Origin of the sequence: Rhodococcus sp. KBW08, from assembly GCF_003852455.1 — a bacterium.
GTDB classification, from domain to species: Bacteria; Actinomycetota; Actinomycetes; order Mycobacteriales; family Mycobacteriaceae; genus Rhodococcus_F; species Rhodococcus_F baikonurensis.
On record NZ_QAJJ01000002.1, the window covers coordinates 726,826 to 751,885 of the forward strand.

At 62.3% G+C, this 25,060-nt stretch carries 38 protein-coding genes; 6 read left to right on the forward strand and 32 right to left on the reverse strand.

Annotated features, from left to right (window positions below):
• The first annotated feature begins 28 nt into the window (after positions 1-28).
• Entirely contained in the window at positions 29-1,171 is a 1,143-nt protein-coding gene (locus tag DBV08_RS03765) for an acyl-CoA dehydrogenase family protein (RefSeq protein ID WP_095968900.1), read from the forward strand.
• 57 nt (positions 1,172-1,228) lie between these two features.
• On the opposite strand, the gene truA is transcribed toward DBV08_RS03765, so the two are convergent.
• The 32 genes from truA to rpsJ form a co-directional block, all read right to left on the reverse strand.
• Positions 1,229-2,113: a tRNA pseudouridine(38-40) synthase TruA gene (gene truA / locus DBV08_RS03770; protein ID WP_095968899.1), complete on the reverse strand. Its 885-nt coding sequence runs from the start codon at positions 2,111-2,113 to the stop codon at positions 1,229-1,231.
• A gap of 6 nt (positions 2,114-2,119) precedes the next feature.
• The gene (gene rplQ / locus DBV08_RS03775; protein ID WP_095968898.1) at positions 2,120-2,677 is read right to left on the reverse strand and encodes a 50S ribosomal protein L17; all 558 of its coding nucleotides are present in this window, start codon (positions 2,675-2,677) and stop codon (positions 2,120-2,122) included.
• A gap of 29 nt (positions 2,678-2,706) precedes the next feature.
• A complete protein-coding gene (locus tag DBV08_RS03780; RefSeq protein WP_003941016.1) occupies positions 2,707-3,768 on the reverse strand; it encodes a DNA-directed RNA polymerase subunit alpha in 1,062 nt (353 codons plus the stop codon).
• A gap of 120 nt (positions 3,769-3,888) precedes the next feature.
• Positions 3,889-4,494 carry a 30S ribosomal protein S4 gene (gene rpsD, locus DBV08_RS03785; protein ID WP_003940769.1) on the reverse strand — a complete coding sequence of 202 codons (606 nt, stop codon included), beginning with the start codon at positions 4,492-4,494 and terminating at the stop codon, positions 3,889-3,891.
• 22 nt (positions 4,495-4,516) lie between these two features.
• A complete protein-coding gene (gene rpsK, locus DBV08_RS03790) occupies positions 4,517-4,930 on the reverse strand; it encodes a 30S ribosomal protein S11 (protein ID WP_003940683.1) in 414 nt (137 codons plus the stop codon).
• Complete coding sequence (gene rpsM, locus DBV08_RS03795; protein WP_003940834.1) at positions 4,930-5,304, reverse strand: 30S ribosomal protein S13; 375 nt, start codon at positions 5,302-5,304, stop codon at positions 4,930-4,932. Before rpsM ends, rpsK begins: the two co-directional genes overlap by 1 nt.
• 250 nt (positions 5,305-5,554) lie before the next feature.
• Positions 5,555-5,668, reverse strand: coding sequence for a 50S ribosomal protein L36 (rpmJ, locus tag DBV08_RS03800; protein ID WP_003938068.1), 114 nt, complete (start codon positions 5,666-5,668; stop codon positions 5,555-5,557).
• A gap of 90 nt (positions 5,669-5,758) precedes the next feature.
• Positions 5,759-5,980 (reverse strand): translation initiation factor IF-1, encoded by a 222-nt coding sequence (gene infA / locus DBV08_RS03805; RefSeq protein ID WP_003418601.1) that lies wholly within the window; start codon positions 5,978-5,980, stop codon positions 5,759-5,761.
• A 313-nt stretch (positions 5,981-6,293) separates the two neighbouring features.
• The gene (gene map / locus DBV08_RS03810) at positions 6,294-7,091 is read right to left on the reverse strand and encodes a type I methionyl aminopeptidase (protein ID WP_003940806.1); all 798 of its coding nucleotides are present in this window, start codon (positions 7,089-7,091) and stop codon (positions 6,294-6,296) included.
• A complete protein-coding gene (locus DBV08_RS03815; protein WP_003940868.1) occupies positions 7,091-7,636 on the reverse strand; it encodes an adenylate kinase in 546 nt (181 codons plus the stop codon). The genes map and DBV08_RS03815 overlap by 1 nt, the downstream gene beginning before the upstream one ends.
• Positions 7,633-8,952 carry a preprotein translocase subunit SecY gene (gene secY, locus DBV08_RS03820; RefSeq protein WP_003940773.1) on the reverse strand — a complete coding sequence of 440 codons (1,320 nt, stop codon included), beginning with the start codon at positions 8,950-8,952 and terminating at the stop codon, positions 7,633-7,635. Before secY ends, DBV08_RS03815 begins: the two co-directional genes overlap by 4 nt.
• Before the next feature lie 257 nt (positions 8,953-9,209).
• Positions 9,210-9,653 carry a 50S ribosomal protein L15 gene (gene rplO / locus DBV08_RS03825; RefSeq protein WP_003940829.1) on the reverse strand — a complete coding sequence of 148 codons (444 nt, stop codon included), beginning with the start codon at positions 9,651-9,653 and terminating at the stop codon, positions 9,210-9,212.
• Between the two features lie 2 nt (positions 9,654-9,655).
• Positions 9,656-9,835 (reverse strand): 50S ribosomal protein L30, encoded by a 180-nt coding sequence (gene rpmD, locus DBV08_RS03830; protein ID WP_003940751.1) that lies wholly within the window; start codon positions 9,833-9,835, stop codon positions 9,656-9,658.
• Entirely contained in the window at positions 9,835-10,506 is a 672-nt protein-coding gene (gene rpsE, locus DBV08_RS03835; RefSeq protein WP_003940718.1) for a 30S ribosomal protein S5, read from the reverse strand. Before rpsE ends, rpmD begins: the two co-directional genes overlap by 1 nt.
• Before the next feature lie 31 nt (positions 10,507-10,537).
• A complete protein-coding gene (gene rplR / locus DBV08_RS03840) occupies positions 10,538-10,945 on the reverse strand; it encodes a 50S ribosomal protein L18 (RefSeq protein ID WP_003940996.1) in 408 nt (135 codons plus the stop codon).
• A 1-nt stretch (position 10,946) separates the two neighbouring features.
• Positions 10,947-11,486, reverse strand: coding sequence for a 50S ribosomal protein L6 (rplF, locus tag DBV08_RS03845; RefSeq protein ID WP_003940970.1), 540 nt, complete (start codon positions 11,484-11,486; stop codon positions 10,947-10,949).
• 14 nt (positions 11,487-11,500) lie between these two features.
• Positions 11,501-11,899, reverse strand: a complete 399-nt coding sequence (gene rpsH / locus DBV08_RS03850; protein ID WP_003940873.1) for a 30S ribosomal protein S8 — start codon at positions 11,897-11,899, stop codon at positions 11,501-11,503.
• A 451-nt stretch (positions 11,900-12,350) separates the two neighbouring features.
• The gene (locus tag DBV08_RS03855) at positions 12,351-12,536 is read right to left on the reverse strand and encodes a type Z 30S ribosomal protein S14 (protein WP_003940698.1); all 186 of its coding nucleotides are present in this window, start codon (positions 12,534-12,536) and stop codon (positions 12,351-12,353) included.
• A 4-nt stretch (positions 12,537-12,540) separates the two neighbouring features.
• Positions 12,541-13,107: a 50S ribosomal protein L5 gene (gene rplE, locus DBV08_RS03860; protein ID WP_003940924.1), complete on the reverse strand. Its 567-nt coding sequence runs from the start codon at positions 13,105-13,107 to the stop codon at positions 12,541-12,543.
• A gap of 1 nt (position 13,108) precedes the next feature.
• Entirely contained in the window at positions 13,109-13,426 is a 318-nt protein-coding gene (rplX, locus tag DBV08_RS03865) for a 50S ribosomal protein L24 (RefSeq protein WP_003941019.1), read from the reverse strand.
• Entirely contained in the window at positions 13,426-13,794 is a 369-nt protein-coding gene (gene rplN, locus DBV08_RS03870; RefSeq protein ID WP_003940951.1) for a 50S ribosomal protein L14, read from the reverse strand. The genes rplX and rplN overlap by 1 nt, the downstream gene beginning before the upstream one ends.
• Before the next feature lie 357 nt (positions 13,795-14,151).
• Positions 14,152-14,433, reverse strand: a complete 282-nt coding sequence (gene rpsQ / locus DBV08_RS03875) for a 30S ribosomal protein S17 (protein WP_003941020.1) — start codon at positions 14,431-14,433, stop codon at positions 14,152-14,154.
• Positions 14,430-14,666: a 50S ribosomal protein L29 gene (gene rpmC / locus DBV08_RS03880; protein WP_003940734.1), complete on the reverse strand. Its 237-nt coding sequence runs from the start codon at positions 14,664-14,666 to the stop codon at positions 14,430-14,432. Before rpmC ends, rpsQ begins: the two co-directional genes overlap by 4 nt.
• Positions 14,666-15,082, reverse strand: a complete 417-nt coding sequence (rplP, locus tag DBV08_RS03885; RefSeq protein WP_003940899.1) for a 50S ribosomal protein L16 — start codon at positions 15,080-15,082, stop codon at positions 14,666-14,668. Before rplP ends, rpmC begins: the two co-directional genes overlap by 1 nt.
• A gap of 3 nt (positions 15,083-15,085) precedes the next feature.
• On the reverse strand, positions 15,086-15,892 hold the full coding sequence (gene rpsC, locus DBV08_RS03890) for a 30S ribosomal protein S3 (RefSeq protein ID WP_003941003.1): 807 nt from the start codon (positions 15,890-15,892) through the stop codon (positions 15,086-15,088).
• Entirely contained in the window at positions 15,892-16,296 is a 405-nt protein-coding gene (gene rplV / locus DBV08_RS03895; protein WP_003940717.1) for a 50S ribosomal protein L22, read from the reverse strand. Before rplV ends, rpsC begins: the two co-directional genes overlap by 1 nt.
• Entirely contained in the window at positions 16,293-16,574 is a 282-nt protein-coding gene (gene rpsS, locus DBV08_RS03900; protein ID WP_003940820.1) for a 30S ribosomal protein S19, read from the reverse strand. The genes rplV and rpsS overlap by 4 nt, the downstream gene beginning before the upstream one ends.
• Before the next feature lie 13 nt (positions 16,575-16,587).
• Positions 16,588-17,424, reverse strand: coding sequence for a 50S ribosomal protein L2 (rplB, locus tag DBV08_RS03905; protein WP_003940895.1), 837 nt, complete (start codon positions 17,422-17,424; stop codon positions 16,588-16,590).
• 39 nt (positions 17,425-17,463) lie between these two features.
• Positions 17,464-17,769, reverse strand: coding sequence for a 50S ribosomal protein L23 (rplW, locus tag DBV08_RS03910; RefSeq protein ID WP_003940990.1), 306 nt, complete (start codon positions 17,767-17,769; stop codon positions 17,464-17,466).
• Positions 17,766-18,440 carry a 50S ribosomal protein L4 gene (gene rplD / locus DBV08_RS03915; RefSeq protein WP_003940723.1) on the reverse strand — a complete coding sequence of 225 codons (675 nt, stop codon included), beginning with the start codon at positions 18,438-18,440 and terminating at the stop codon, positions 17,766-17,768. Before rplD ends, rplW begins: the two co-directional genes overlap by 4 nt.
• Entirely contained in the window at positions 18,437-19,093 is a 657-nt protein-coding gene (gene rplC / locus DBV08_RS03920; protein ID WP_003940826.1) for a 50S ribosomal protein L3, read from the reverse strand. Before rplC ends, rplD begins: the two co-directional genes overlap by 4 nt.
• A gap of 17 nt (positions 19,094-19,110) precedes the next feature.
• Positions 19,111-19,416, reverse strand: coding sequence for a 30S ribosomal protein S10 (rpsJ, locus tag DBV08_RS03925; protein ID WP_003938093.1), 306 nt, complete (start codon positions 19,414-19,416; stop codon positions 19,111-19,113).
• A 565-nt stretch (positions 19,417-19,981) separates the two neighbouring features.
• Between rpsJ and DBV08_RS03930 the strand changes: the two genes are divergently transcribed.
• The 5 genes from DBV08_RS03930 (at position 19,982) to DBV08_RS03950 (ending at position 25,034) form a co-directional block, all read left to right on the forward strand.
• A complete protein-coding gene (locus DBV08_RS03930) occupies positions 19,982-20,458 on the forward strand; it encodes a hotdog fold domain-containing protein (RefSeq protein ID WP_124566554.1) in 477 nt (158 codons plus the stop codon).
• 96 nt (positions 20,459-20,554) lie between these two features.
• Positions 20,555-21,079, forward strand: a complete 525-nt coding sequence (locus DBV08_RS03935; protein WP_124566555.1) for a chorismate mutase family protein — start codon at positions 20,555-20,557, stop codon at positions 21,077-21,079.
• A complete protein-coding gene (gene pabB, locus DBV08_RS03940; RefSeq protein ID WP_124566556.1) occupies positions 21,076-23,160 on the forward strand; it encodes an aminodeoxychorismate synthase component I in 2,085 nt (694 codons plus the stop codon). The genes DBV08_RS03935 and pabB overlap by 4 nt, the downstream gene beginning before the upstream one ends.
• An 8-nt stretch (positions 23,161-23,168) precedes the next feature.
• Entirely contained in the window at positions 23,169-24,068 is a 900-nt protein-coding gene (locus DBV08_RS03945) for a prephenate dehydrogenase dimerization domain-containing protein (RefSeq protein WP_124566557.1), read from the forward strand.
• 6 nt (positions 24,069-24,074) lie between these two features.
• A complete protein-coding gene (locus tag DBV08_RS03950) occupies positions 24,075-25,034 on the forward strand; it encodes a diiron oxygenase (RefSeq protein WP_124566558.1) in 960 nt (319 codons plus the stop codon).
• Positions 25,035-25,060 lie beyond the last annotated feature (26 nt).

A 25,060-nucleotide genomic window follows, 5' to 3' on the forward strand; every position in this document is an offset into this window, starting at 1 on the left:
AGTACTACCGTCTAGCTAGGAGCCGACCGTGCCCGTCGAACGCCTCATGCCCAGCCAAGAAGCTCGCGATCTCATCGAACTGACGCGTGATGTCGCGGACAAGGTACTCGCGCCCAAGGTCAACGAATACGAAAAAGCCGAGAAGTACCCAGACGGCGTGTTCCCCGCACTCGGACAGGCAGGACTACTGAGCCTTCCGTATCCCGAGGAGTTCGGCGGCGGTGATCAGCCTTACGAGGTCTACCTCCAAGTCCTCGAAGAAATCGCCTCGCGCTGGGCAGCGGTTGCGGTGGCGGTCAGTGTCCACAGTCTGTCGTGCTTCCCGCTGTTCACCTTCGGCACCGACGAACAGAAGAACCGCTGGCTCCCGGACATGCTGGGCGGCAACACCATCGGCGCGTACAGCCTCTCCGAAGCGCAGGCAGGGTCCGACGCCGCCGCATTGTCGTGCAAGGCGACGCCCACCGACGGCGGCTACCGCGTCAACGGCTCGAAGGCGTGGATCACCAACGGCGGCAAGGCAGACTTCTACAACCTCTTCGCCCGCACCAGTGACGACGGCTCACGTGGCATCTCCTGCCTCCTGGTGGACAAGGACACCGAGGGCCTCAGCTTCGGCAAGCCCGAAGAGAAGATGGGACTACGCGCGGTCCCCACCGCATCCGCGAATTACGACGACGCCTTCATCCCTGACGAACGGCTGATCGGTCAGCGCGGCCAAGGGCTGCCGATCGCCTTCAGCGCTCTCGACTCCGGCCGACTAGGAATCGCTGCCGTTGCCGTCGGAATCGCTCAGGGCGCACTCGACGACGCGGTCGCCTACGCGAAGGAGCGCAAGGCTTTCGGCAAGCGGATCATCGATCACCAGGGACTCGGATTCGTGCTCGCGGACATGGCTGCCGCGGTCGACTCCGCTCGGGCCACCTACCTCGACGCAGCCCGCCGCCGCGACGCCGGAGTTCCGTATTCGCGCAACGCCAGCGTCGCCAAGCTCGTTGCCACCGACGCGGCCATGAAGGTCACCACCGACGCCGTGCAGGTCTTCGGTGGGTACGGCTACACCCAGGACTTCCCCGTCGAGCGCTACATGCGCGAAGCCAAGATCACGCAGATCTTCGAGGGCACCAACCAGATTCAGCGGCTGGTCATCGCGCGCCAACTGGCCGGTTAGGCGCTCACGTGAAATGCCCTCCCACACAAAGTGGGAGGGCATTTTGCATAGTGGTCGTCAGTCGCCGCAGCATCCACCCGAAGACGGAATCTCGCGGGTTTCACGAGTAATCGCGTTGCGGGCGGCCAGTTCCGAGTAGTCGGGGTAGTCCACGCGAACCAACGAAAGTCCGTGCGCCGGCGCAACGAGGATGGAACTTGATCGCGAAGTTTCGTCGAGCAACCCTGCCACCCAGTCGGCGGTGCGCCGCCCCTCACCGACCGAGAGGACTGCCCCTACAAGACTCCGGACCATCGACCAGCAGAACGCATCGGCGTTCACGTACGCCGTGAACACCGTGCCTTCCTGCGCCCAGTCGAAACGTTGCAACTCCCGCACCGTGGTCGCACCTTCACGACGCTTGCAGAATGCCGCGAAGTTGTGGAGGCCGAGAAGCCGAGTCGACGCTTCCTGCATCGCTCCGAGATCGAGTGGTTTGGGGTACGACACCGTATCGCGTGCGCGCAGGGGTTCCACTCCGAATGCCGCGTTGGTCACCCGGTACTCGTAGTAGCGTCGCATCGCCGAGAAGCGCGCGTCGAACTCACCGGGAACCACCGAGATTTCTTTGACCCGAACGTCCTTGGGCAGGAAGCGTGCAAGCCTGCGCACGAGTCGCGACGGGTCGTCCGGGAGCAACTCGCCCGGGACGTCGACGTGCGCTACCTGACCCGTGGCGTGTACACCGGCGTCGGTCCGACCGGCAACAGTCAGCTGAACCGGTTGCCGTAGTACCGTTCCCAGCTTGTCTTCGATCTCGCCGCACACAGTGCGCAGGTCGGTCTGGCGGGCCCAACCCGAGAAGTCGGTGCCGTCGTACGAGATGTCGAGCCGCAATCGAACGAGCCCGCCGTCCCCGATGGGGGCGGCGGGCTCGTTCGATTCAGCGTGTGCCGAAACCAAGGGAGACTAGTCCTTCTTGGCCTCTTCGGCCTCGGGAGCGTCGGCCGCAGTTGCGGTCTCGTCCTCGATGGCCTCGACGACTGCGTCAGCGTTCTCGACCTCAGCGTCGGTCGCGTCGGCCTCTACGGCCTCGACGACGTTCTCTGCGGCGGGAGCGTCCTGCGAAGCCTTGACGCGACGTGCGCGGTCAGCCTCGGAGGTGACGGTCTTTTCCTTGACGAGCTCGATGATTGCCATCGGAGCGTTGTCGCCCTTGCGGGGGATCGTCTTGATGATGCGGGTGTATCCACCGTTACGGTCCGCGTAGAACGGGCCGATCTCGGCGAAGAGGGTGTGAACGACATCCTTGTTACGGATGACCTTCAGCACCTCACGACGGTGAGCCAGCGTGCCGGCCTTCGCGTGCGTGACGAGCTTCTCGGCGTAGGGGCGCAGTGCCTTGGCCTTGGACTCGGTGGTGGTGATGCGACCGTGCTCGAAGAGCGCGGTAGCCAGATTGGCGAAAATCGCCTTCTGGTGGGAAGCCGACCCGCCGAAGCGGGCACCCTTCTTGGGCTTGGGCATGATGATCTCCTAGTAAAGGACCTGAGCTGCTACAGCTGTTCGGTCTCGGCGTAGTCCTCGGTACCCTCGGCATCGCCGAAGGAACCGGCATCAGTGTCACTCCACGTTCCGGTGGCGGCGTCGTAGCCGGCAACGGTGGTGGGATCGAAGGATGCGGGGCTGTCCTTGAGGGACAGGCCGAGCGAATGCAGCTTGACCTTGACCTCGTCGATGGACTTCTGTCCGAAGTTGCGGATGTCGAGCAGATCGGACTCGGTACGGCCGACAAGCTCACCGACGGTGTGAACACCTTCGCGCTTGAGGCAGTTGTAGGAGCGGACCGTGAGGTCCAGATCCTCGATGGGGAGTCCGAAGGAAGCGATGTGATCGGCCTCGGCGGGCGAGGGCCCGATCTCGATTCCTTCTGCTTCGACGTTCAGCTCACGGGCCAGGCCGAAGAGCTCAACCAGGGTCTTGCCCGCCGAAGCGAGCGCGTCCCGTGCGGTGATGGAGTTCTTCGTTTCCACGTCGAGAACGAGCCGATCGAAGTCGGTGCGCTGTTCGACGCGAGTGGCCTCCACCTTGTAGGTGACCTTGAGCACCGGCGAGTAGATCGAGTCGACCGGGATACGGCCGATCTCTGCGCCGGACGCCTTGTTCTGGACGGCGGGGACATAGCCGCGACCGCGCTCGACAACGAGCTCGATCTCCAGCTTTCCCTTGTCGTTCAGGGTGGCGATGTGCAGATCAGGGTTGTTCACGGTGACGCCTGCCGGAGGCACGATGTCGCCTGCAGTAACAGCGCCGGGGCCCTGCTTGCGGACGTACATGGTGACCGGCTCGTCCTCTTCGGAGTTCACGACGAGGCCCTTGAGGTTCAGGATGATGTCGGTGACATCTTCCTTCACTCCCGGGACGGTGGTGAACTCGTGGAGAACGCCGTCGATACGGATGCTGGTGACAGCAGCGCCGGGGATCGACGAGAGCAGCGTGCGGCGCAGCGAATTGCCGAGCGTGTACCCGAAACCTGGCTCCAGGGGCTCGATGACGAACTTCGAGCGGTTATCAGCGATGACCTCTTCGGTCAGCGTGGGTCGCTGAGAAATGAGCATTGGTATTTCCTCCTGTACGGACGTCCACTATTTGACGCCCACGATGGGAAAGGGCCTGCGGCCCTGTGAGTGGTTGAGGAGTCCGGAGACTCCTCAACCACTCACGGGGTGCGAAGCGCCTTACTTCGAGTAGTACTCGACGATGAGCTGTTCCTGCAGAGCGATGTCGATCTGCGCGCGCTCGGGAAGCTGGTGAACCAGGATCCGCAGACGCGAGCCGACAACCTGCAGCCACCCGGGAACCGGGCGATCGCCGACGGTCTCACGCGCAACCTGGAACGGAAGCGTGGAGAGCGACTTCTCCTTGACATCGATGATGTCGTACTGCGAGACGCGGTAGCTCGGGATGTCGACCTTCTTGTTGTTCACGAGAAGGTGACCGTGCGTGACCAGCTGACGTGCCTGACGGCGCGTGCGAGCGAGGCCTGCGCGGTACACGACGTTGTCGAGACGCGACTCGAGGATGCGAAGCAGGTTCTCGCCGGTCTTGCCGGGGCGGTTGTTCGCCTCCTTGTAGTACAGGCGGAACTGCTTCTCCATGACGCCGTAGGTGAAGCGAGCCTTCTGCTTCTCCTGCAGCTGGAGCAGGTACTCGCTCTCCTTGATACGCGCGCGGCCGTGCTGTCCGGGCGGGTACGGGCGACGCTCGAATGCCTGGTCGCCTCCAACGAGGTCGACGCGCAGACGACGCGACTTGCGGGTGATGGGTCCGGTATAACGTGCCATTTTCTTCTACCTATCCTTCCCGCTATACCCGACGCCGCTTGGGCGGACGGCAGCCGTTGTGCGGCTGGGGGGTTACATCGGAAATGGTGCCGACCTCGAGGCCAGCAGCCTGGAGGGAACGGATTGCGGTCTCGCGACCGGATCCCGGTCCCTTGACGAAGACGTCAACCTTCTTGACACCGTGCTCCTGCGCCTTACGGGCAGCGCTCTCAGCAGCAAGCTGAGCGGCGAAGGGAGTCGACTTACGCGAACCCTTGAAGCCGACGTGTCCCGAAGACGCCCAGGAAATGACATTTCCGGCGGGGTCCGTGATGGACACGATGGTGTTGTTGAAGGTGCTCTTGATGTGAGCGGCGCCGTGCGGGATGTTCTTCTTATCCCTGCGACGCGTCTTCTGGGTCTTCTTCGGACCGGTGCTACGTGACTTCGGGGGCATTACTTCGCCTTCTTCTTGCCGGCAATGGTGCGCTTCGGACCCTTACGGGTACGGGCGTTGGTCTTGGTGCGCTGACCACGCACGGGCAGACCACGACGGTGGCGCAGGCCCTGGTAGCAGCCGATCTCGATCTTGCGACGGATGTCGGCCTGAACCTCGCGGCGCAGGTCACCCTCGACCTTGAGCGACTCCTCGATGTACTCGCGGAGCTTTGCCAGGTCCTCGTCCGAGAGGTCCTTGCTCCGGAGATCCGGGCTGACGCCGGTGGCGTCAAGGATTTCCTTGGAGCGGGTACGGCCGATGCCGTAGATGTATGTCAGTGCGATCTCCATGCGCTTTTCGCGAGGAAGATCAACACCAGAGAGACGTGCCATGGTGGCATTTCCTTATCGGTGTGCGGAGGTCTGCTCCCAGCCCTTCCCCTGTGCCTCTTGCCGAGTACCGGCGCCGTAAGGCGCAGATGATCTCATCAACTAACTCAGTGGGGCCCCGGCCTCCGTGCCGGGGGTGAACCATTGTCCGACCTTGGCGATCGGTGAACGATCGCGTGGGGTCTCGTCAACAATGGCTGGTACTGGGAGGTCTTCTTTGCTTGTTGCCAAGCAGATCTTCGAAAAGCTAGATCTAGCCCTGACGCTGCTTGTGACGCAGGTTCTCGCAGATCACCATGACTCGACCGTTACGGCGAATCACTTTGCACTTCTCGCAGATCTTCTTGACGCTCGGCTGAACCTTCACGTCTTCTGATCTCCTGTTTTGTCGCAGCCCGCCGCGATGAACCGCAGCAGACATACTTCTCCCTGACCCAGGTCAGGTCCGGGAAGTTCGTTACTTGTAGCGGTAAACGATGCGTCCGCGCGACAAATCGTAGGGCGAGAGCTCTACGACAACGCGATCTTCCGGGAGGATGCGAATGTAGTGCTGACGCATCTTTCCGCTGATGTGGGCGAGGACCTTGTGGCCATTCTCGAGCTCAATGCGGAACATCGCATTGGGCAGCGGCTCGACTACTCGTCCTTCGACCTCGATGGCCCCGTCTTTCTTAGCCATATCCTCCGCGATCCGTTTGGTTTGGCATGCTTCGTGCATCGGCTTCCGTTACATTGGCACGCAATGGAAAGATCGTCGGCACTTCGCGGACCCGATCCCGGAGCGATCCGGGCGTAGGCACACGAACTATCGACGCGCATAGCGCACCGCCTAGCCATGTTACGCGATGTAAACGACCAGGCCAAATGCGCCTCCGGTCAGGGCGACGACGCACACCGCTCCCCCAACGAAAAAGTCCCAGCCTCGACATGAGGCTGGGACTTCTCGAACGTGAATCATGCTCGCTGCCAACACTTGTCAGCGACGGGGTCGACTACTCCGGGCGGAGAGTCAGAATCCGCGGACCGTCCTCGGTCACAGCGACAGTGTGTTCCCAGTGCGCCGCACGGGACCCGTCGGTCGTCACAACGGTCCAGTCGTCGTCGAGAATCACCGTGTCGGTGGTACCGAGCGTGAGCATCGGCTCGATCGCCAGGCACGATCCGACTACCAGTTCAGGACCCTTACCCGGGGCACCTTCATTGGCGAGGAACGGATCCATGTGCATTTCCCGACCGATTCCATGTCCACCGTATCCGTCGACGATGCCGTAGGAACGACCGTGCAGCTTCTCGGCGGCATGAGTACCGACCTCGATCGCGTGCGAAACATCCGTCAGACGATTGCCGGCGATCATCGCCGCGATCCCGGCTTCCATCGAAAGCCGAGTGGCTTCGCTGAGCTCCTGATCGGCGACGCTGATCTCACCCACACCGAACGTCCAGGCAGAGTCACCGTGCCAACCGTCGAGGATCGCACCGCAGTCGATGGAAACGAGATCGCCTTCAGCCAGGATGTCCTGAGCTGAAGGGATCCCGTGAACGACGCGGTCGTTGACCGAAGAGCAGATCGAACCGGTGAAGCCGTGGTACCCGAGGAACGAGGGCACGGCGCCGGCGTCACGAATGACGGATTCTGCGACCGCGTTCAATTCCAAAGTGCTGACACCGGGCTTCGCCGCAGCGCGCACCGCCACCAGAGCCGAACCCACGATCGCGCCGGCAGCAGCCATCGCGTCGAGTTCGCCCGCAGAGCGGAACGGAACGACCTTGCGTTTACGCCCGAAGACCATTACTTACCCAACGCTGCCAGTGCGCGAGCGTTGACCTCTTCGACCTCGCCGATCGCGTCGACGGAGACGATGCTGTCCTTGTAATAGTCGAACAGCGGTGACGTCTCGTCGCGGTAGACCCGGAGTCGGTTGCGGATGACGTCCTCGGTGTCGTCTGCACGGCCGCGAGCGAGCATGCGCTCGACCACGATGTCCTCGTCGACAACGAAGGAGAGAACACCATCGAGCTTGGTGTCGAGGTCCTTCAAGATGCCCTCGAGAGCCTGAGCCTGTTCGACCGAGCGCGGAAATCCGTCAAGGAGGAAACCGTTTGCGGCATCCGGTTCTGCGACGCGAGCCTTCACCATGTCGTTGGTGATCGAGCTCGGTACGAGTTCGCCGGCGTCGATGTACTTCTTTGCTTCCACACCGAGAGCGGTGGCCTGACCGATGTTCGCGCGGAAGAGATCACCCGTGGAGATATGGGGAACGCCGAACTTCTCGGACAAGATAGCGGCCTGGGTGCCCTTGCCGGCACCGGGAGGACCAAGGAGGACAAGTCTCACTTGAGGAACCCTTCATAGTTACGCTGCATTAGCTGACTCTCGATCTGCTTCACGGTGTCCAGGCCGACGCTGACCATGATCAGCACCGCGGTGCCACCGAACGGCAGGTTCTGCGCGCCGCCGCCATTCCCGATGTCGAGGAACAGGTTGGGCAGAACAGCAATGGTGCCGAGGTAAATCGCACCCGGAAGGGTGATGCGACTCAGCACGTAGTTGAGGTAGTCCGCGGTCGGCTGACCGGGTCGGATACCGGGGATGAAGCCGCCGAACTTCTTCATCTCGTCGGCGCGCTCTTCGGGATTGAAGGTGATGGCGACGTAGAAGTACGTGAAGAAGACGATCAGGCCGAAGTAGATCGCGATGTACACCGGGTTGGCCGGGTTCACCAGGTAGGTGTTGATGAGGCGCTGCCACCAACTGGGGTCGACCGCTGTGCTGGCCGAAGTCAGCTGTGCGATCAAGTTCGGGAGGTACAGCAGTGAAGACGCGAAGATCACCGGGATGACGCCGGCCTGGTTCACCTTCAGAGGCAGGTACGTCGAGGATCCGCCGTACATCTTGCGTCCGACCATCCGCTTTGCGTACTGGACCGGGATGCGGCGCTGACCCTGCTCGACGAAGACGACGCCGGCGATGATCAACAGCGCTGCGAGGCAGACGAAGGCGAAGACCAGCGGACCACGGCTGTCGAGGATCGCCTTGCCCTCGCTCGGGATACGCGATGCGATACCGGCGAAGATGAGGAGCGACATACCGTTGCCGACGCCGCGTTCGGTGATGACCTCGCCGAACCACATGACCATGGCAGCACCGGCAGTCATGACCAGCACGATGATGACAAGGCCGAAGATCGACTTGTCGGCGATGATGTCGTCACAGCCCTGGAGCAACTGTCCGCGTGCCGCGAGAGCGACGATACCGGTCGACTGCAGGATTGCCAGAGCGATGGACAGATAACGCGTGTACTGCGTCATCTTGGCCTGGCCGGACTGGCCTTCTTTTCGAAGTTCCTCGAACTTCGGGATCACCACGGTCAGCAGCTGCACGATGATGCTTGCCGTGATGTACGGCATGATGCCGATCGCAAAGATCGACATCTGCAGCAGAGCGCCGCCGGAGAACAGGTTGATCAGCGAGTAGATACCTGCTGAATCACCGGAGTTGGCGATATCGATGCACTGACGCACACGGCCGTAGTCGACACCTGGGGACGGAATGAGAGCGCCGACCCGATACAGAGCCACCAAGCCGAGGGTGAAGAGGATCTTCCGCCTCAGGTCTGGGGTCCTGAGGGCCGAGACGAAGGCGGAAAGCAAAGATCCTCCTGGCACGACGGTAGGGAGACAGATCGTTTTGACCTGTCGAACTTTTGAACTCTAACAGTGAGCATTTGGGAACTAGGCGGGCAGACCACGAAAACCGGGTAAGCCGAAGATACATTTGCCACTCGGTGACCAGAATACTGGCCCGTCCGAGCATGCACGACCAATCTGTGACAAGACCTGGTAGACGCCGATGGCCGCAGCGCAGCAAACGCTGCGCTGCGGCCATCGGACTAGCTACGCGTGATCACTCACAGCTCGGTGGCGGAACCACCGGCAGCAGCAATCTTTTCCTTGGCGGAACCGGTGAACTTGTCGACGGTCACCTGAACGGCAACTGTCAGTTCGCCGTCGCCCAGAACCTTGACGAGCTGGTTCTTGCGGACTGCGCCCTTGGCGACGAGATCCTCGACCGTGATTGCTCCACCTTCGGGGAACAGACGGGCGATGTCGCCGACATTGACGACCTGGTACTCGACGCGGAACGGGTTCGTGAAGCCCTTGAGCTTGGGCAGACGCATGTGAAGCGGCATCTGTCCACCCTCGAAGCCCACGCGCACGGTGTTACGTGCCTTGGTGCCCTTGGTACCGCGACCTGCGGTCTTACCACGCTTGCCGCCCTCACCGCGTCCAACACGAATCTTGTTGGACTTGGATCCGGGAGCGGGGCGCAGGTGGTGCAGTTTGATGGTCATGGTTAGACCTCCTCAACTGTTACGAGGTGGCGCACCACGTTGATCAGACCGCGGTTCTGTGCGTTGTCCTCACGAACAACGGTCTGACGGATGCCCTTGAGACCGAGCGTGCGCAGAGAATCCTTCTGGTTCTGCTTGGTCCCGATGATGCTCTTGATCTGAGTGACCTTGAGATCTGCCATTACTTCACACTCCCAGCAGCCTGTGCGCGAGCGCGAAGCATGCCGGCGGGTGCAACCTCTTCGAGGGTGAGGCCGCGGCGAGCCGCAACTTCCTCGGGACGCTGCAGACCCTTGAGCGCAGCAACGGTCGCATGCACGACGTTGATGGCGTTGTCGCTACCGAGCGACTTCGACAGGATGTCCGCGATACCAGCGCACTCCAGCACGGCGCGCACAGCGCCACCGGCGATAACACCGGTACCGGGGCTTGCCGGGCGAAGCATGACGATGCCGGCAGCAGCCTCACCCTGAACGGGGTGAGTGATGGTGTTGGCGATCATCGGGACGCGGAAGAAGCTCTTGCGAGCCTCCTCGACACCCTTCTGGATGGCCGCGGGAACTTCCTTGGCCTTTCCGTAGCCGACGCCGACCAGTCCGTTGCCGTCTCCGACGATCACCAGAGCGGTGAAGCTGAAGCGACGACCACCCTTGACGACCTTGGAAACGCGGTTGATCGTGACAACGCGCTCGATGAACTGTGACTTCTCCGCAGCGTTTCCGCCACGACCACCGTCGCGACGGTCACGGCCGCCACCACGGTTGTCCCCACGAGCGTTGCTGTTGTCACCGCTGTTGGGGCCATTCTGTCCGGCGGGTCCGCTTCCGCCGTCACGCCTTTGACGTCCCGGCATCAGGCTGTCCTTCCGTTGAAAATGTTGGTCATCAGAACTTCAACCCGCCTTCGCGAGCCGCGTCTGCCAGGGCCGCGATGCGACCGTGGTAGCCGTGTCCGCCGTGGTCGAAGACAACTGCTTCCACGCCGGCAGCCTTGGCGCGCTCGGCGATCAGCTGACCGACCTTCGCGCTCGCAGCCTTCTTGTCGCCTTCTGCCACGCGCACGTCTGCTTCGATGGTCGACGCGGAGGCCAGGGTGTGGCCGGCCAGGTCGTCCACGAGCTGGACGTGGATGTGGCGCGAGGACCGGTTGACGACCAAGCGGGGACGCTCGGGCGTGCCGGAGACCTTCTTGCGGAGACGGAAGTGACGACGCGTCTTCGAGAGACGACGCTTGGTGGACGCATCCTTGCCCAGCGGAATCCGCTTGGCTTTCTGGTTTGCAGTCTGGCTCATATCACTTACCCGTCTTTCCGACCTTGCGGCGGATCTGCTCACCCTCGTAACGCACGCCCTTACCCTTGTACGGGTCCGGACGACGGAGACGACGGATGTTGGCCGAGATCTGCCCGACCTTCTGCTTGTCGATGCCGGACACCGAGAACCGGGTGGGCGACTCGACGACGAAGGTGATGCCTTCAGGAGCCTCGATCGGCACCGGGTGGCTGAAGCCGAGCGCGAACTCGAGGTCCTTGCCCTTCAGTGCCACACGGTAACCAACACCGTGGATCTCCATCTTCTTCGTGTAACCCTCGGTGACACCGGTGATGATGTTCGCAACCAGGGTCCGCGACAGACCGTGCAGCGCGCGGCTACGACGCTCGTCGTCGGGGCGCGTGACGCTCAGCGAGCCGTCCTCTGCCTTTTCGATTGCGATGGGCTCGGAGATGGTCAGCGCGAGGGTGCCCTTGGGACCCTTGACGGTGACATCCTGGCCGCTGATCGTGACGTCAACGCCCGCGGGGACGGTGACCGGAATCTTTCCAATACGCGACATTGTGGTGGCCTCCCTTACCAGACGTAGGCGAGGACTTCCCCGCCTACTCCTTGATTGGCCGCCTGGCGATCGGTGAGCAGACCGGACGACGTGGAGATGATGGCCACGCCGAGGCCTCCGAGGACCTTGGGCAGGTTGGTGGACTTCGCGTAAACCCGGAGACCGGGCTTGGAAACGCGACGCACGCCGGCGAGGCTACGCTCGCGGCTGGGACCGTACTTCAGATCGACGATGAGGGTCTTGCCGACCTCTGCGTCTTCGGTACGGAAATCGGAGATGTAGCCCTCGCGCTTGAGGATCTCGGCGATGTTCGCCTTGATCTTCGAGTGGGGAAGCTTCACCTCATCGTGGTACGCCGTGTTGGCGTTGCGCAGACGCGTCAAGAAGTCTGCGATGGGGTCAGTCATGGTCATAGGTCGACCTCGACACCTTTCTCGCTGTGGTTCCCATGCAACACCGGACGAATCCGATCGTGGGCCTCCAGCAATTCGGCTGGGCCGTCCGACTTGTGTCAGACGGCGTAAGTTACCGCACCGAGCTGAACGCATGCGTCAGCCACGGCAACCGCTCTAGTGTAGGGAACTTTGGCGCAGGTGTCCACCGGGATACCGCCTCGCCTCCCCCACTGCGGCTCGCGGCCGCGGATCGGGCAGGTGTCGACGCGCCCCGAAATCCGAACTGCTCGTTCGAGACCGAAGTGCGACGTCGACGAATGATGATCGCTTTCAACCAGAGTCGCAGCGAGACAGTCCTTTTCAGGATCGGCACGACATACATCTCGACGGAAACCACGAATGGGTGTGGGTTCCAAAGGAACCCACACCCATTCATATGCGTGGTGTGACGAAGCCCGAGGGCCTCAGATCACCAAGAGCTCTTGCGAACTCCGGGAAGCTCGCCTGCGTGAGCCATCTCGCGAACGCAGATACGGCACAAGCCGAACTTGCGGAACACCGAGTGCGGGCGACCGCACCGCTGGCAGCGGGTGTAGGCGCGAACCGCGAACTTGGGCTTCTTGTTGGCCTTGTTGACCAATGCCTTCTTAGCCATGCGCTCAGTTCTCCTTGAACGGGAAGCCGAGGTGCTTGAGCAGTGCACGGCCTTCTTCGTTGTTGGTTGCGGTGGTCACGACGGTGATGTCCATACCGCGGGGGCGATCGATCTTGTCCACGTCGATCTCGTGGAACATCGACTGCTCGTTGAGGCCGAACGTGTAGTTGCCGTTGCCGTCGAACTGGTTGCCCGAGAGACCGCGGAAGTCGCGGATACGGGGCAGAGCGACAGACACGAGGCGGTCCAGGAACTCCCACATGCGGTCGCCACGGAGGGTGACGCGCGCGCCGATGGGCATACCCTCGCGGAGCTTGAACTGCGCGATGGACTTACGTGCCTTGCGGATCTCGGGCTTCTGGCCCGTGATCAGCGACAGGTCATGGACAGCGCCGTTGATCAGCTTGGCGTCACGGGCAGCGTCGCCGACGCCCATGTTGACGACAACCTTGACGACGCCGGGGATCTGCATGACGTTCGAGTAGTCGAACTCGCTGTTGAGCGCGTCCTTGATCTCAGCGCGGTAGCGTGCCTTGAGGCGCGGCTGGACCTTGTTTTCGGTGGAGGTCATGTCAGATGTCCTTCCCGTTCTTCCGGGAAATCCGAACGCGCTTGCCGGACTCTTCGTCGGTGCGGTAGCCCACGCGGGTGGGGTTTCCGTCCGAGTCGACGACTGCAACGTTGGAAACGTGGATCGGGGCTTCCTGCGTGACGATGCCGCCGGAGGATGCTCCGCGCTCGTTCGCGGAAACCGCGGTGTGCTTCTTGATTCGGTTCACGCCTTCGACGAGGACCTTGTCGGTCGCGGGGTAGGCCTGAATGACCTTGCCCTTCGCGCCCTTGTCCTTGCCGGCGATGACCAGAACGGTGTCACCCTTGTGCACCTTCATCACAGCACCTCCGGGGCAAGCGAAACGATCTTCATGAACTTCTTCTCGCGCAGCTCACGGCCGACGGGTCCGAAGATGCGGGTTCCACGGGGATCACTGTCAGCCTTGATGAGCACTGCAGCGTTCTCGTCGAACTTGATGTAGGAACCGTCCGGACGACGGCGCTCCTTGGTCGTGCGAACGATGACGGCCTTGACGACCTCACCCTTCTTGATGTTTCCACCGGGGATTGCGTCCTTGACGGTGGCGACGATGACGTCACCGATCCCGGCGTAGCGACGTGACGAACCGCCGAGAACGCGGATGCAAAGGATTTCCTTGGCACCCGTGTTATCAGCGACGCGAACTCGCGACTCCTGCTGAATCACTTGATCTCCCTAGACCTGGAATTTCGTGCGCAACGGATTACCGACCCGGTGCGCGCGGTCATTGTTGCCACCTGCGTCGTGTCTGAGCTGCAGTCCCACCGACTGACGTCGGGAGACGATCACTGCAAGCACCGTTCGAGCTGCGCACGTGAAGACACACCTCTGCCACAGGCAACCGTTCTATTGTAGGGAAGGGTTCACCGAATACCAAATCAGCCGTACTCGACGCAACTCGAACCCTTAGCCCCGCAAAGCCCCGGAAAGCCTGCGAAAGTCCCGGAAAGCCGAATGGCCCACTCCCCCAAGGGGAAGCGGGCCATTCGGTGATACTCGATCAGCTCGAGGATTCGATCAGGCTTACTTGGCCTTTTCGAGGACCTCGACCAGACGCCAGTGCTTCGTCGCGGACAGCGGACGGGTTTCCATCAGCTGAACGCGGTCGCCGACGCCGGCAACGCCGTTCTCGTCGTGCGCCTTCACCTTGGTCGTACGGCGGATGATCTTGCCGTAGAGCTTGTGCTTGACGCGGTCTTCGAGCTCGACCACGATCGTCTTTTCCATCTTGTCGGACACGACGTATCCGACACGGACCTTACGGCTCGCGCGCTCTTCTGTGCTCACTGCTTTTTCCTCACTCATGCCGCGTCACCTGCATCCGGACCCACAGCGAGTCCGAGCTCACGCTCACGCAGGACGGTGTAGATGCGCGCGATCTCGTGACGAACGGTGCGCAGTCGTCGGTTGTTGTCCATCTGGCCGGTAGCCATCTGGAAACGAAGGTTGAAAAGCTCTTCCTTCGACTCACGGAGCCGGGTGACCAGCTCGTCTTCACTGAGCTCGCGGAGCTCTGCTGCTGGGGTTCCAGTAGCCATCAGAACTGCTCCTCTCTGGTCACGATCCGGCACTTGCACGGGAGCTTGTGCATCGCGCGGCGCAGGGCCTCACGAGCAATCTCCTCGTTGGGGTATGTCATCTCGAACAGAACGCGTCCGGGCTTGACGTTGGCAATCCACCACTCGGGCGAACCCTTACCGGAACCCATTCGGGTTTCGGCCGGCTTCTTCGTGAGGGGGCGATCCGGGAAGATGTTGATCCAGATCTTGCCGCCACGCTTGATGTGCCGAGTCATGGCGATACGAGCGGACTCGATCTGCCGGTTGGTGATGTAGGCAGGCTCGAGAGCCTGGATGCCGTAGTCACCGAAGGTCACCTGGGTACCGCCCTTGGCGGCACCCGAACGGCTCGGGTGGTGCTGCTTGCGGTGCTTGACCCGCCGTGGGATCAACATGCGTCAGCCCTCCTGATTCTGTTCAGTTGCGGGAGCATCGGCGGTTGCGGTCGCTGCGCGGCCGGCCTCGGTGCTGGTCGCAGTGGTACCGGTGGCACCGGAACGACGCGGACGGCTCGGACGCTCACGACGCGGGCGATCCCCGGCCGGTGCGGCCGTGTTGGCGGCGAGCTCACGCTTGCCACCGACGATGTCGCCCTTGTAGATCCAGACCTTGACGCCGATGCGACCGAAGGTGGTCTTGGCCTCGTAGAGGCCGTAGTCGATGTCCGCACGAAGCGTGTGCAGCGGCACACGGCCTTCGCGGTAGAACTCCGACCGGGACATCTCGGCGCCGCCGAGACGACCGGAGCACTGAACGCGGATTCCCTTGACGTTGGGCTGACGCATGGCCGACTGGATGGCCTTGCGCATTGCACGACGGAAGGCAACGCGGTTCGAGAGCTGCTCGGCCACACCCTGTGCGACGAGCTGTGCTTCAGCTTCTGCGTTCTTGACCTCGAGGATGTTCAGCTGGACCTGCTTGCCGGTCAGCTTCTCGAGCTCGGAGCGGATGCGATCGGCTTCGGCGCCGCGGCGGCCGATGACGATGCCCGGACGTGCAGTGTGGATGTCCACGCGAACACGGTCACGGGTGCGCTCGATTTCGACCTTCGCGATTCCTGCGCGCTCCATGCCGGTGGCGAGGAGCTTACGGATCGCGACGTCTTCCTTGACGTACTCCGCGTACTGCTTGTCTGCGTACCAGCGAGACTTCCAGTCGGTGGTGATGCCGAGACGGAAGCCGTGCGGGTTGATTTTCTGGCCCACTACTGAGCACTTCCCTTCCGGCGATTACGGGTCGATGTTCCGGTCTTCGGCAGGCTCTCCACGATCACGGTGATGTGACTGGTGCGCTTGCGAATACGGAACGCACGTCCCTGTGCACGCGGCTGGAACCGCTTGAGGGTCGCGCCCTCGTCCACGAACGCCGTAGCAACGACAAGCGTGCTGGGGTCGAGGTCGAGGTTGTTCTCGGCGTTGGCTGCTGCGGAGGCGATCACCTTGGCGACCGGCTCGCTCGCTGCCTGCGGCGCGAACTTCAGGATGTTCAGGGCGTCTTCAACCGAGCGCCCGCGGACCAGGTCCACAACTCGACGTGCCTTCATCGGCGTAACGCGAACGTGCTTCGCTACGGCCTTGGCAGTCGGGTTGGCGGTTTCGGTGTTGCTCATCGCCTCTTCGCCTTCCGATCATCCTTGATGTGACCCTTGAACGTGCGGGTCGGTGCAAACTCTCCGAGCTTGTGTCCGACCATGGAGTCGGAAACGAACACGGGGACGTGCTTGCGGCCGTCGTGAACTGCAAACGTGTGGCCGATGAAGTCCGGGATGATTGTCGAACGACGGGACCAGGTCTTGATGACCTGCTTGGTTCCCTTTTCGTTCTGTACATCCACCTTCGCGAGGAGGTGGTCATCGACGAACGGGCCCTTCTTAAGGCTGCGTGGCATCCTTCACTCCCTCCTAGCGCTTGTTCTTGCCGGTGCGGCGGCGACGGACGATCATCTTGTCGCTTGCCTTGTTCTTGCGGGTACGGCCTTCAGGCTTACCCCACGGGCTGACCGGGTGGCGTCCACCTGAGGTCTTGCCCTCGCCGCCACCGTGCGGGTGGTCGACCGGGTTCATCACGACACCACGAACGGTCGGGCGCTTGCCCTTCCAACGCATACGGCCGGCCTTGCCCCAGTTGATGTTCGACTGCTCGGCGTTGCCGACCTCGCCGACGGATGCGCGGCAGCGCACGTCGACGCGACGGATTTCACCGGAAGGCATACGCAGCGTGGCGTAGCTGCCTTCCTTACCGAGGAGCTGGATGCTGGCGCCTGCGGAACGAGCCATCTTGGCTCCGCCGCCGGGACGCAGTTCCACACCGTGGATGGTGGTACCAGTCGGGATGTTGCGCAGCGGCAGGTTGTTGCCCGGCTTGATGTCGGCGCCTGCACCGGACTCGACCGGTGAACCCTGCACCAGGCCCTTGGGGGCGATGATGTAGCGCTTCTCACCGTCTGCGTAATGCAGGAGTGCGATGTTTGCTGTGCGGTTGGGGTCGTACTCGATGTGAGCGACCTTTGCCGGGATGCCGTCCTTGTCGTTGCGACGGAAATCGATCAGTCGGTATGCACGCTTGTGTCCGCCACCCTTGTGACGGGTGGTGATACGACCGTGTGCGTTACGTCCACCGCGACCGTGCAGCGGGCGAACCAGCGACTTCTCGGGGGTCGACCGAGTGATCTCGGCGAAGTCCGAGACGCTCGAGCCACGACGGCCCGGTGTTGTCGGCTTGTACTTACGGATTGCCATGAGTCTTCTCGTCCTCTATGTCTCGTCAAGTCCCGGCGCTTACGCGACCGGTCCTCCGAAGATCTCGATGGGCTTGCTGTCAGCGGACAGGGTCACGAGCGCGCGCTTGGTGTCCTTGCGCTTGCCGTAACCGAATCGGGTCCGCTTACGCTTGCCCTGACGGTTGGCGGTGTTGACGCTCGTCACCTTGACGCCGAAGACCTTCTCGACGGCAATCTTGATCTGCGTCTTGTTCGAGTCCGGGTGCACCAGGAAGGTGTAGGTGCCTTCCTCGATCAGTCCGTAGGACTTCTCGGAGATGACCGGAGCGAGCAGGATGTCGCGGGGGTCAGCGATGGTGCTCACTTGGCGTCCTCCTTGTTCTGAGCGCTCTCTGCGGGCCCGTGGATGAACGCGTTGAGTGCCTCGACGCTGAACACGACATCGTCTGCATTGAGCACGTCGTAGGTGTTGAGCTGGTCGGGTGCAATGGGATGCACGCCTTCCAGGTTCTGCACGCTCTTCCAAGCGGCTACATCCTGGCGACCCACGACGAGCAGCAGCTTCTTGCGATCCGAGATCTCGCCGAGGAACGCGATTGCGCCCTTGGTCGAAGGCGTCTGCCCTGCAACCAATTCGGTGATGACGTGGATGCGCTCGTTGCGTGCGCGGTCAGAGAGGGCTCCGCGAAGAGCGGCTGCCTTCATCTTCTTGGGGGTGCGCTGGCTGTAGTCACGCGGCTGCGGGCCGTGAACGGTTCCGCCGCCGACGAACTGCGGTGCGCGAGTCGAGCCCTGGCGTGCGCGGCCGGTGCCCTTCTGGCGGTACGGCTTCTTGCCACCGCCGCGGACGTCGCCGCGGGTCTTGGTGGAGTGGGTTCCCTGACGAGCAGCTGCGAGCTGCGCGACGACAACCTGATGGAGAAGCGCGATGTTGGCCGGAGCGTCGAAGATCTCAGCGGGGAGATCGACGGTGCCGTTGGTCTTGCCGCCGGCGACCTTGACGTCCAGGGTCAACTTGGTCTCGGTGCTGGTCATGCCCGTGCACCACCCTTCACTGCACTCTTGACGATCACGAGGCCGCCCTTGCGGCCGGGGATCGCACCCTTGATCAGCAGCAGGCCGTTCTCGGCATCCACCTTGTGGACCGAGAGGTTCTGCGTCGTGATGCGGTCGCTACCCATGCGTCCGGACATGCGCATGCCCTTGAACACGCGGCCGGGAGTTGCACAGCCACCGATGGAGCCCGGGCGGCGGTGAACAGCCTGGGTACCGTGCGACGCGCCCTGTCCCTTGAAGCCGTGACGCTTCATGGTTCCGGCGAAGCCCTTGCCCTTGCTGGTTCCGGTGACGTCGACGTATGCGCCGTCCTCGAAGACCTCGGCGGTGAGTTCCTGGCCGACCTCGTAGTCGGAGGTGTCCGCAACGCGGAGCTCCACTACGTGGCGACGCGGGGTCACACCAGCCTTGGTGAACTGGCCGGAAGTCGGCTTGTTCACCTTGCGCGGGTCGATGGCGCCGAACGCGAGCTGAACGGCGCTGTAGCCGTCACGCTCTTCGGTACGGATCTGGGTTACGACGTTCGGCCCAGCCTTCACGACGGTGACCGGGACAACCCGGTTGTTCTCGTCGAAGACCTGGGTCATGCCGAGCTTGGTGCCCAGGATTCCCTTGATCTTGGTATCAGTCATTGTTTTTGTCTCCGCCGTCACTGAATGTTCACGTCGACACTGGCCGGAAGGTCGATGCGCATGAGCGCGTCAACCGTCTTCGGCGTCGGGTCGAGAATGTCGATCAGCCGCTTGTGAGTACGCATCTCGAAGTGCTCGCGCGAGTCCTTGTACTTGTGCGGCGAGCGGATGACGCAATATACGTTCTTCTCGGTCGGCAACGGCACAGGTCCAACGACGCGGGCACCCGTACGGGTTACCGTCTCGACGATCTTGCGCGCTGACGCGTCGATCGCCTCGTGGTCGTAGGCCTTGAGCCTGATGCGGATCTTTTGTCCCGCCACGCTTAGTGTCCTTTTCTTGCCGCGTTTCGTAGCCCGCCTGGTCAGGCTCGAGCTACCTCGTCTGCACAGTCCTTGCCTGGACGATGACACGACGAACACTGAAGCGATCGGGACCAAGTCGAAGTTCGGGAGACCGTGTTAGCGGTAAACCGAGCATCGGATCGAGATCAGGATCTGCTGCCGCTGTTCGTTTGTCATTGTTCTCCGGTACACGCGGTCGGGCGTGTCGCCTTCTCACTCATCCTGCGCCGGACAATCTTTCGATCATCTGGCGCGTGATGCGTACCGGACGTGTTCGATGTCGAACACAAAGTAGGTACTGCTTCCGTCCTGCATTACTTCTCGTCTTGCATGGTCACAGTCGTTGACCCGATTACCCTGACGGGATCTGCGATCGATCGTCTGTGACGTCTTACCCTTACCCGATCACGGCCGCAAACGACCGCGTCCCGGACAAGGCAACCCGACCAGTATGCCGTACCTGGCCCGATTCCTCAACTCCCCCGAACCAGCCTTTCCGAGTGAGCTGCGCGACAACAACCTTACTCAGAAGTAAGATAGGCACATGACTACTTCCAGCCCCACCTATCGCGGATGGCAGAAATTGCCGGACAACGCCCTCGGACATGCAGTTTTCTCGGCGGCGATGTCCATTCGTGTGCCCTACTTTGCCTCCGTCCTCCCCCGGGTGACCAAGCTGGAACCGGGACTGTGCGAGGTCCGCTCCCCCAAATGGTGGGGCGTCCACAACCATCTCGGCACGTTTCACGCGATCGCAGCATGCAATCTCGCGGAGGTCGCAATGGGCATGCTGAGCGAAGCGACGGTTCCGAACTCGCACCGCTGGATCCCCAAGTCCATGAAGGTCGACTACCTCGCCAAGGCCGAGACCGGCCTGCGGGCAGTCGCCCGACTCGAGACTGTGCCGGACTTCGCGGCGATCGAGCGCGGTACCGAACTGGTCGTTCCCATCTCGATCTTCGACCGAGGCGGCAAGGAAGTAGTCCACGCCGAAATCACCACCTGGGTCTCCCCCAAATAGGCACCCCCGTAGGCGCTCACGAACCCGCCTGCATCGCAAGCTGATTCGCCCGCCGGCAGGTTTCGCAGAATTGGGCACCACCGCAGGTTTCGGCGAATGACGATCGTGGAACACCTCCCCGAACGGCGATGGTCGGTCGGGGTGCCGGTGTCCGGAGGTGAGTTGCGTTCCGGGCACCACATTGTCGACCTCGCGTCACGCCGAGCACCGGGAGGCCTCGTGGAAGAGTTCTTGACCACAACGAGTTCCGAAGCAGGCACGCAGACCTCGTCGTATCCGGACAAGGCCGAGGGATTGGACAGCTTCCGGCGCGACCTCGACGCCATCGACGCGCTACTTCTCGAGACGGTGCGGCAGCGGCTGGAACTCTGCCTGCGCATCGGCGAGTGGAAGCGCTCCCGTGAGGTTCCGATGATGCAACCCGGCCGAGTCCGCCTCGTGCAGGAACGGGCGCGTGAATTCGCTCGTAGCCACGACCTCTCCCCTGACTTCTTCAACGCCCTGTACGAGCTGATGATCGCCGAGACCTGTCGACTCGAAGACCTGGTGATCAACGCACCTGTTGAGGAGGAGGACACTGTTCGGGAATCCGTCGGACCGAGATCAGGATCATCGACATGAGTTCCCACACCCTTCTGGTGGACAATTACGACTCGTTCACCTACAACCTGTTCACCCTGTTGACCGAGGTCAACGGGGTTGTTCCCACCGTGGTCCGCAACGACGCGGATTGGGATTCCCTCGATCTGGCGTCGTACGACAACGTGGTCATCTCCCCCGGTCCCGGCCGGCCGGATCGCGACCGTGATTTCGGAATCAGCCGCCGTTTCATCGAGGAAGCGCCTCTCCCACTTCTCGGTGTCTGTCTCGGCCACCAGGGCCTGTGCGAGTTGTTCGGCGCGGATGTCGTGGTTGCGCCCGTACCGATGCACGGCCGGATTTCGCTGATCGATCACGACGGTTCGGGCATCTTTGCCGGACTTCCGTCGCCGTTCCGAGCTGTTCGCTACCACTCGTTGACCGTCGAGAATCTGCCGAATGCCTTCGTTCGTACCGCGTGGACGTCCGACGGTCTGCTCATGGGTGTCCGGCACCGGACCAAGCCGATGTGGGGCGTGCAGTTCCATCCGGAGTCGATCAGTACGGAGTTCGGCATCGATTTGCTCGAGAACTTCCGTGATCTGTCTGTCGGACGAACTCTGGATTCGGTGATCCGACCCGAACCGGCTCCGCAAACACCCGACCTGCGACCGGCGATCAACTACGACGTCGACGACGTGACTCTCGATTTTGCGGTGGATCCGTCGGCGGCCTTTGCAGCACTCTTCGCAGACGGCCCGAACGCGTTCTGGCTAGACCGCGCGGCAACTGCAGAACCGAGTGCACGCTTTTCGATTCTCGGCGATTCGTCGGGGCCGCTGGCCGAGTTCATCACGTACGACGTGCAGGCCGAGGTACTCACTGTCAGCCGAAAAGGCCTGTCCGACGAGAACATTCGAGTTCCGTTCTTCGATTACCTGGACGGGCAACTCGCGACACGCTTCGTTCCCTCGCATCCGGAACTCGATTTCAACCTCGGATACGTGGGCTACCTCGGCTACGAACTGAAGGCGCAGACCGGAGGAAGGGCAGTCCATCCGGCACCCACTCCTGATGCCGCCCTGGTGTTTGCCGATCGCGCCGTCGTCATCGATCACACCGCCGGCCGCACTCACGTTTTGAGGTTGCGCGAGAAAGTCCGCGACGCCGGCCACGACGATTGGCTCGAATCGACCGTCGACGCCCTGGCGCGACTCGGCGCGGACCTTCCGGAACGCACCCCCGTTCCATTGATCAGCGACACCGTCTGGACGCAGGCTCGCCTGCGGCATGATCGCGATCAGTACCTGTCGTTGATCGGAACGGCCCTCTCGGAGATCCGGGCAGGTGAGTCCTACGAGGTATGTCTGACCAACATGGCGAGCGTCGACGAGACGATCGACGCACGGCGGGCGTTCGAGTATCTACGCTCGATCAATCCGACGCCGTACAGCGCACTGCTCGACTTCACCGGCATCTCGGTGGTCTCGGCCTCGCCTGAGCGGTTCCTTCGCGTCGACTCGGACGGCAACGTCGAGTCCAAGCCGATCAAAGGGACCCGCCCGCGCGGCGTCACGCGAGCGCGTGATGCTGCCCTGAGGCAGGACCTGCTCGACAGCGAGAAGGACCGCGCCGAGAACCTGATGATCGTGGACCTCACTCGCAACGACCTCACCAAGGTCTGCGTTCCGGGAAGTGTCCACGTTCCGAGGCTGTTCGCGATCGAGTCGTACTCGTCCGTTCACCAAATGGTGTCGACTGTGCGTGGACATCTGAGTCCAGGATCGTCGGCGGTGGACTGTGTCCGTGCCGCGTTCCCCGGTGGATCGATGACAGGCGCCCCGAAGGTACGGACGATGGAGATCATCGACCGCCTCGAATCCGGCCCACGTGGGGTCTACTCGGGATCGATCGGGTACTTCGCCCTCGGTGGCGCCGCGGACCTCTCGATCGTAATTCGGTCGCTCGTCTGCACCGAGAGCGGCGTGACCTTCGGAATCGGCGGTGCCATCACAGCGTTGTCCGATCCGGAAGAAGAATTCGACGAGACCACGGTCAAGGCGTCCACGCTGCTCCGTGCGCTCGACGCGGTGTCCTCGCGGGTCCTCGAGTACGGCGGGTAGATCCAGCCATGACGGCGGCATCGGGCACAGCGACGGTTGTCGGCGGGCTGGGTGCCGTCGGATCCATGTTCGTCGAACTGCTTCGTGCCGAGGGGTGGACGGTCACCGTCGTCGACCCAGCGGGCAGCGATCCTGACGGAGACGTAGTCGTCGGAGACATCACGAAACCCAGTGACCGGGTCCTCGCGCACGTGGAGTCCTCGAGCATCATCGTGCTCGCGGTTCCCGAACAGGTCGCTCTGGCCGCACTACCGACGCTTCGAACATCCGGCGCTCTCGTTGTGGACACTCTCTCGGTCAAATCGCGGATGGACGCAGCAATCGCCGACGCGGGCCGAGTACGGGAGTTCCTCGGACTCAACCCCATGTTCCGTCCGTCGCTCGGCCCGCGCGGTCGGGCCGTCATCGCCGTGCCGTACGTCGACGGTCCGCAGTCTCAGAGCTTTCTCGACGTCGTGCGCTCGTGGGGAGCCTCAGTCTCGGTGATGGATGCCGATCGTCACGACCGACTCGCTGCTGCTTCCCAGGTTCTGACCCACGCGTCGGTTCTGGCATTCGGCGTTGCCCTGGCCGAACTCGGAGTTTCCGCGGACGATCTCCTCGCGGTCGCCCCTCCCCCGCATCGGACCTTGCTCGCGCTCCTGGCGCGTGTAGCCGGCGGCGAACCGGAGGTGTACTGGGACGTACAAGCGGGCAATCCGTATGCAGGTGCGACACGAAAAGCACTGTTCGATGCCACCTCACAGGTGGACGCGGCGGCCGAAACCCTCGCGGACTTCACGACGCTGATGAAAACCGCCGAGGCAGCGCTCGACGACCGCTCAGGCCAACTGAACGCGGAGTGCCAGAGCTTGTTCGATCGCATTGCCGAAGGGCACAGAGACATCGCCGAAGGGCACAGAGAGTAGGGCACGATGAGACCTGGAGTCATTCCGCCCAGCCTCCCGGAATTCGACGCTTCCGATCCGGTTGAGAGTGCAATCGTCAGTCGGCTTGCGAGCAACTGGGCACGCCGGGCAACCGTGAAGAAAGCGGAGCCGGAACTGGACGATCTCTTCGATTCGTCGCTGTCCGACTACCCCGAAGCATTGCTCCCGTTCGCAGAGCATCCGACCTACCTGGCATTGAGTCCCGAGCAGAAGCAACGCCTGCAGGCCTGGGCATGGATTGCGTTCAACAAGAACGTCATGGACATCGAGAAGTACGTCGTCAATCCCGGATTCGACGTTCTCGCCGAAGACCGACTCGGCGTCGGGCTCGGAGATTGGGCTGCAGTGGCCGTCAATCAGGCGATGGTCGACGAGCAATATCACACGCTCATGCACTTCAATGCCAGCTCAGCGACCCGCCGAGGGAGGGGTTGGGCGCTTCCGTCGAAGGCACTGCCCGACGTCCTGACGGTCCGCACGCGGGCGCAAGCCCTCGACGCGGCCGGTGATCCTCGGAAGATCGCGCTGACCGAGCTGGCGTTCATGACAGTCGCCGAGGTCTCGATCACCGCATACCTCGACCTGATCGCGGACGACCCGGGCGTTCAGTCGATCAACCGAGCGACGATCCGGTTGCACGCTCGCGACGAGTACTGCCATGCCTCGATTGCCGGGGAACTGGCGGTGCTGGTCTGGGATTCCCTGAATCGTGGAGATCGCAGCTATCTACTGGAAGGCTTCGAGGGCGCCATGCGTGCTTTCAGCGGAACCGACTTCGGCGCGTGGCGAGCAATCATGGAGATCGAAGCCATACCCGGCGGACAGAAGATGCTCGATGATGTCGCGTTGGAACCGAGCAACGAACTGTTCGTACAGGATTACAGCGGCATTCAATCCTTGTACAAGAAATTGACGATTGAACCATTACACCCGACGGAATCATAAATTCGTTTCAATTTTCCTTATTTCCA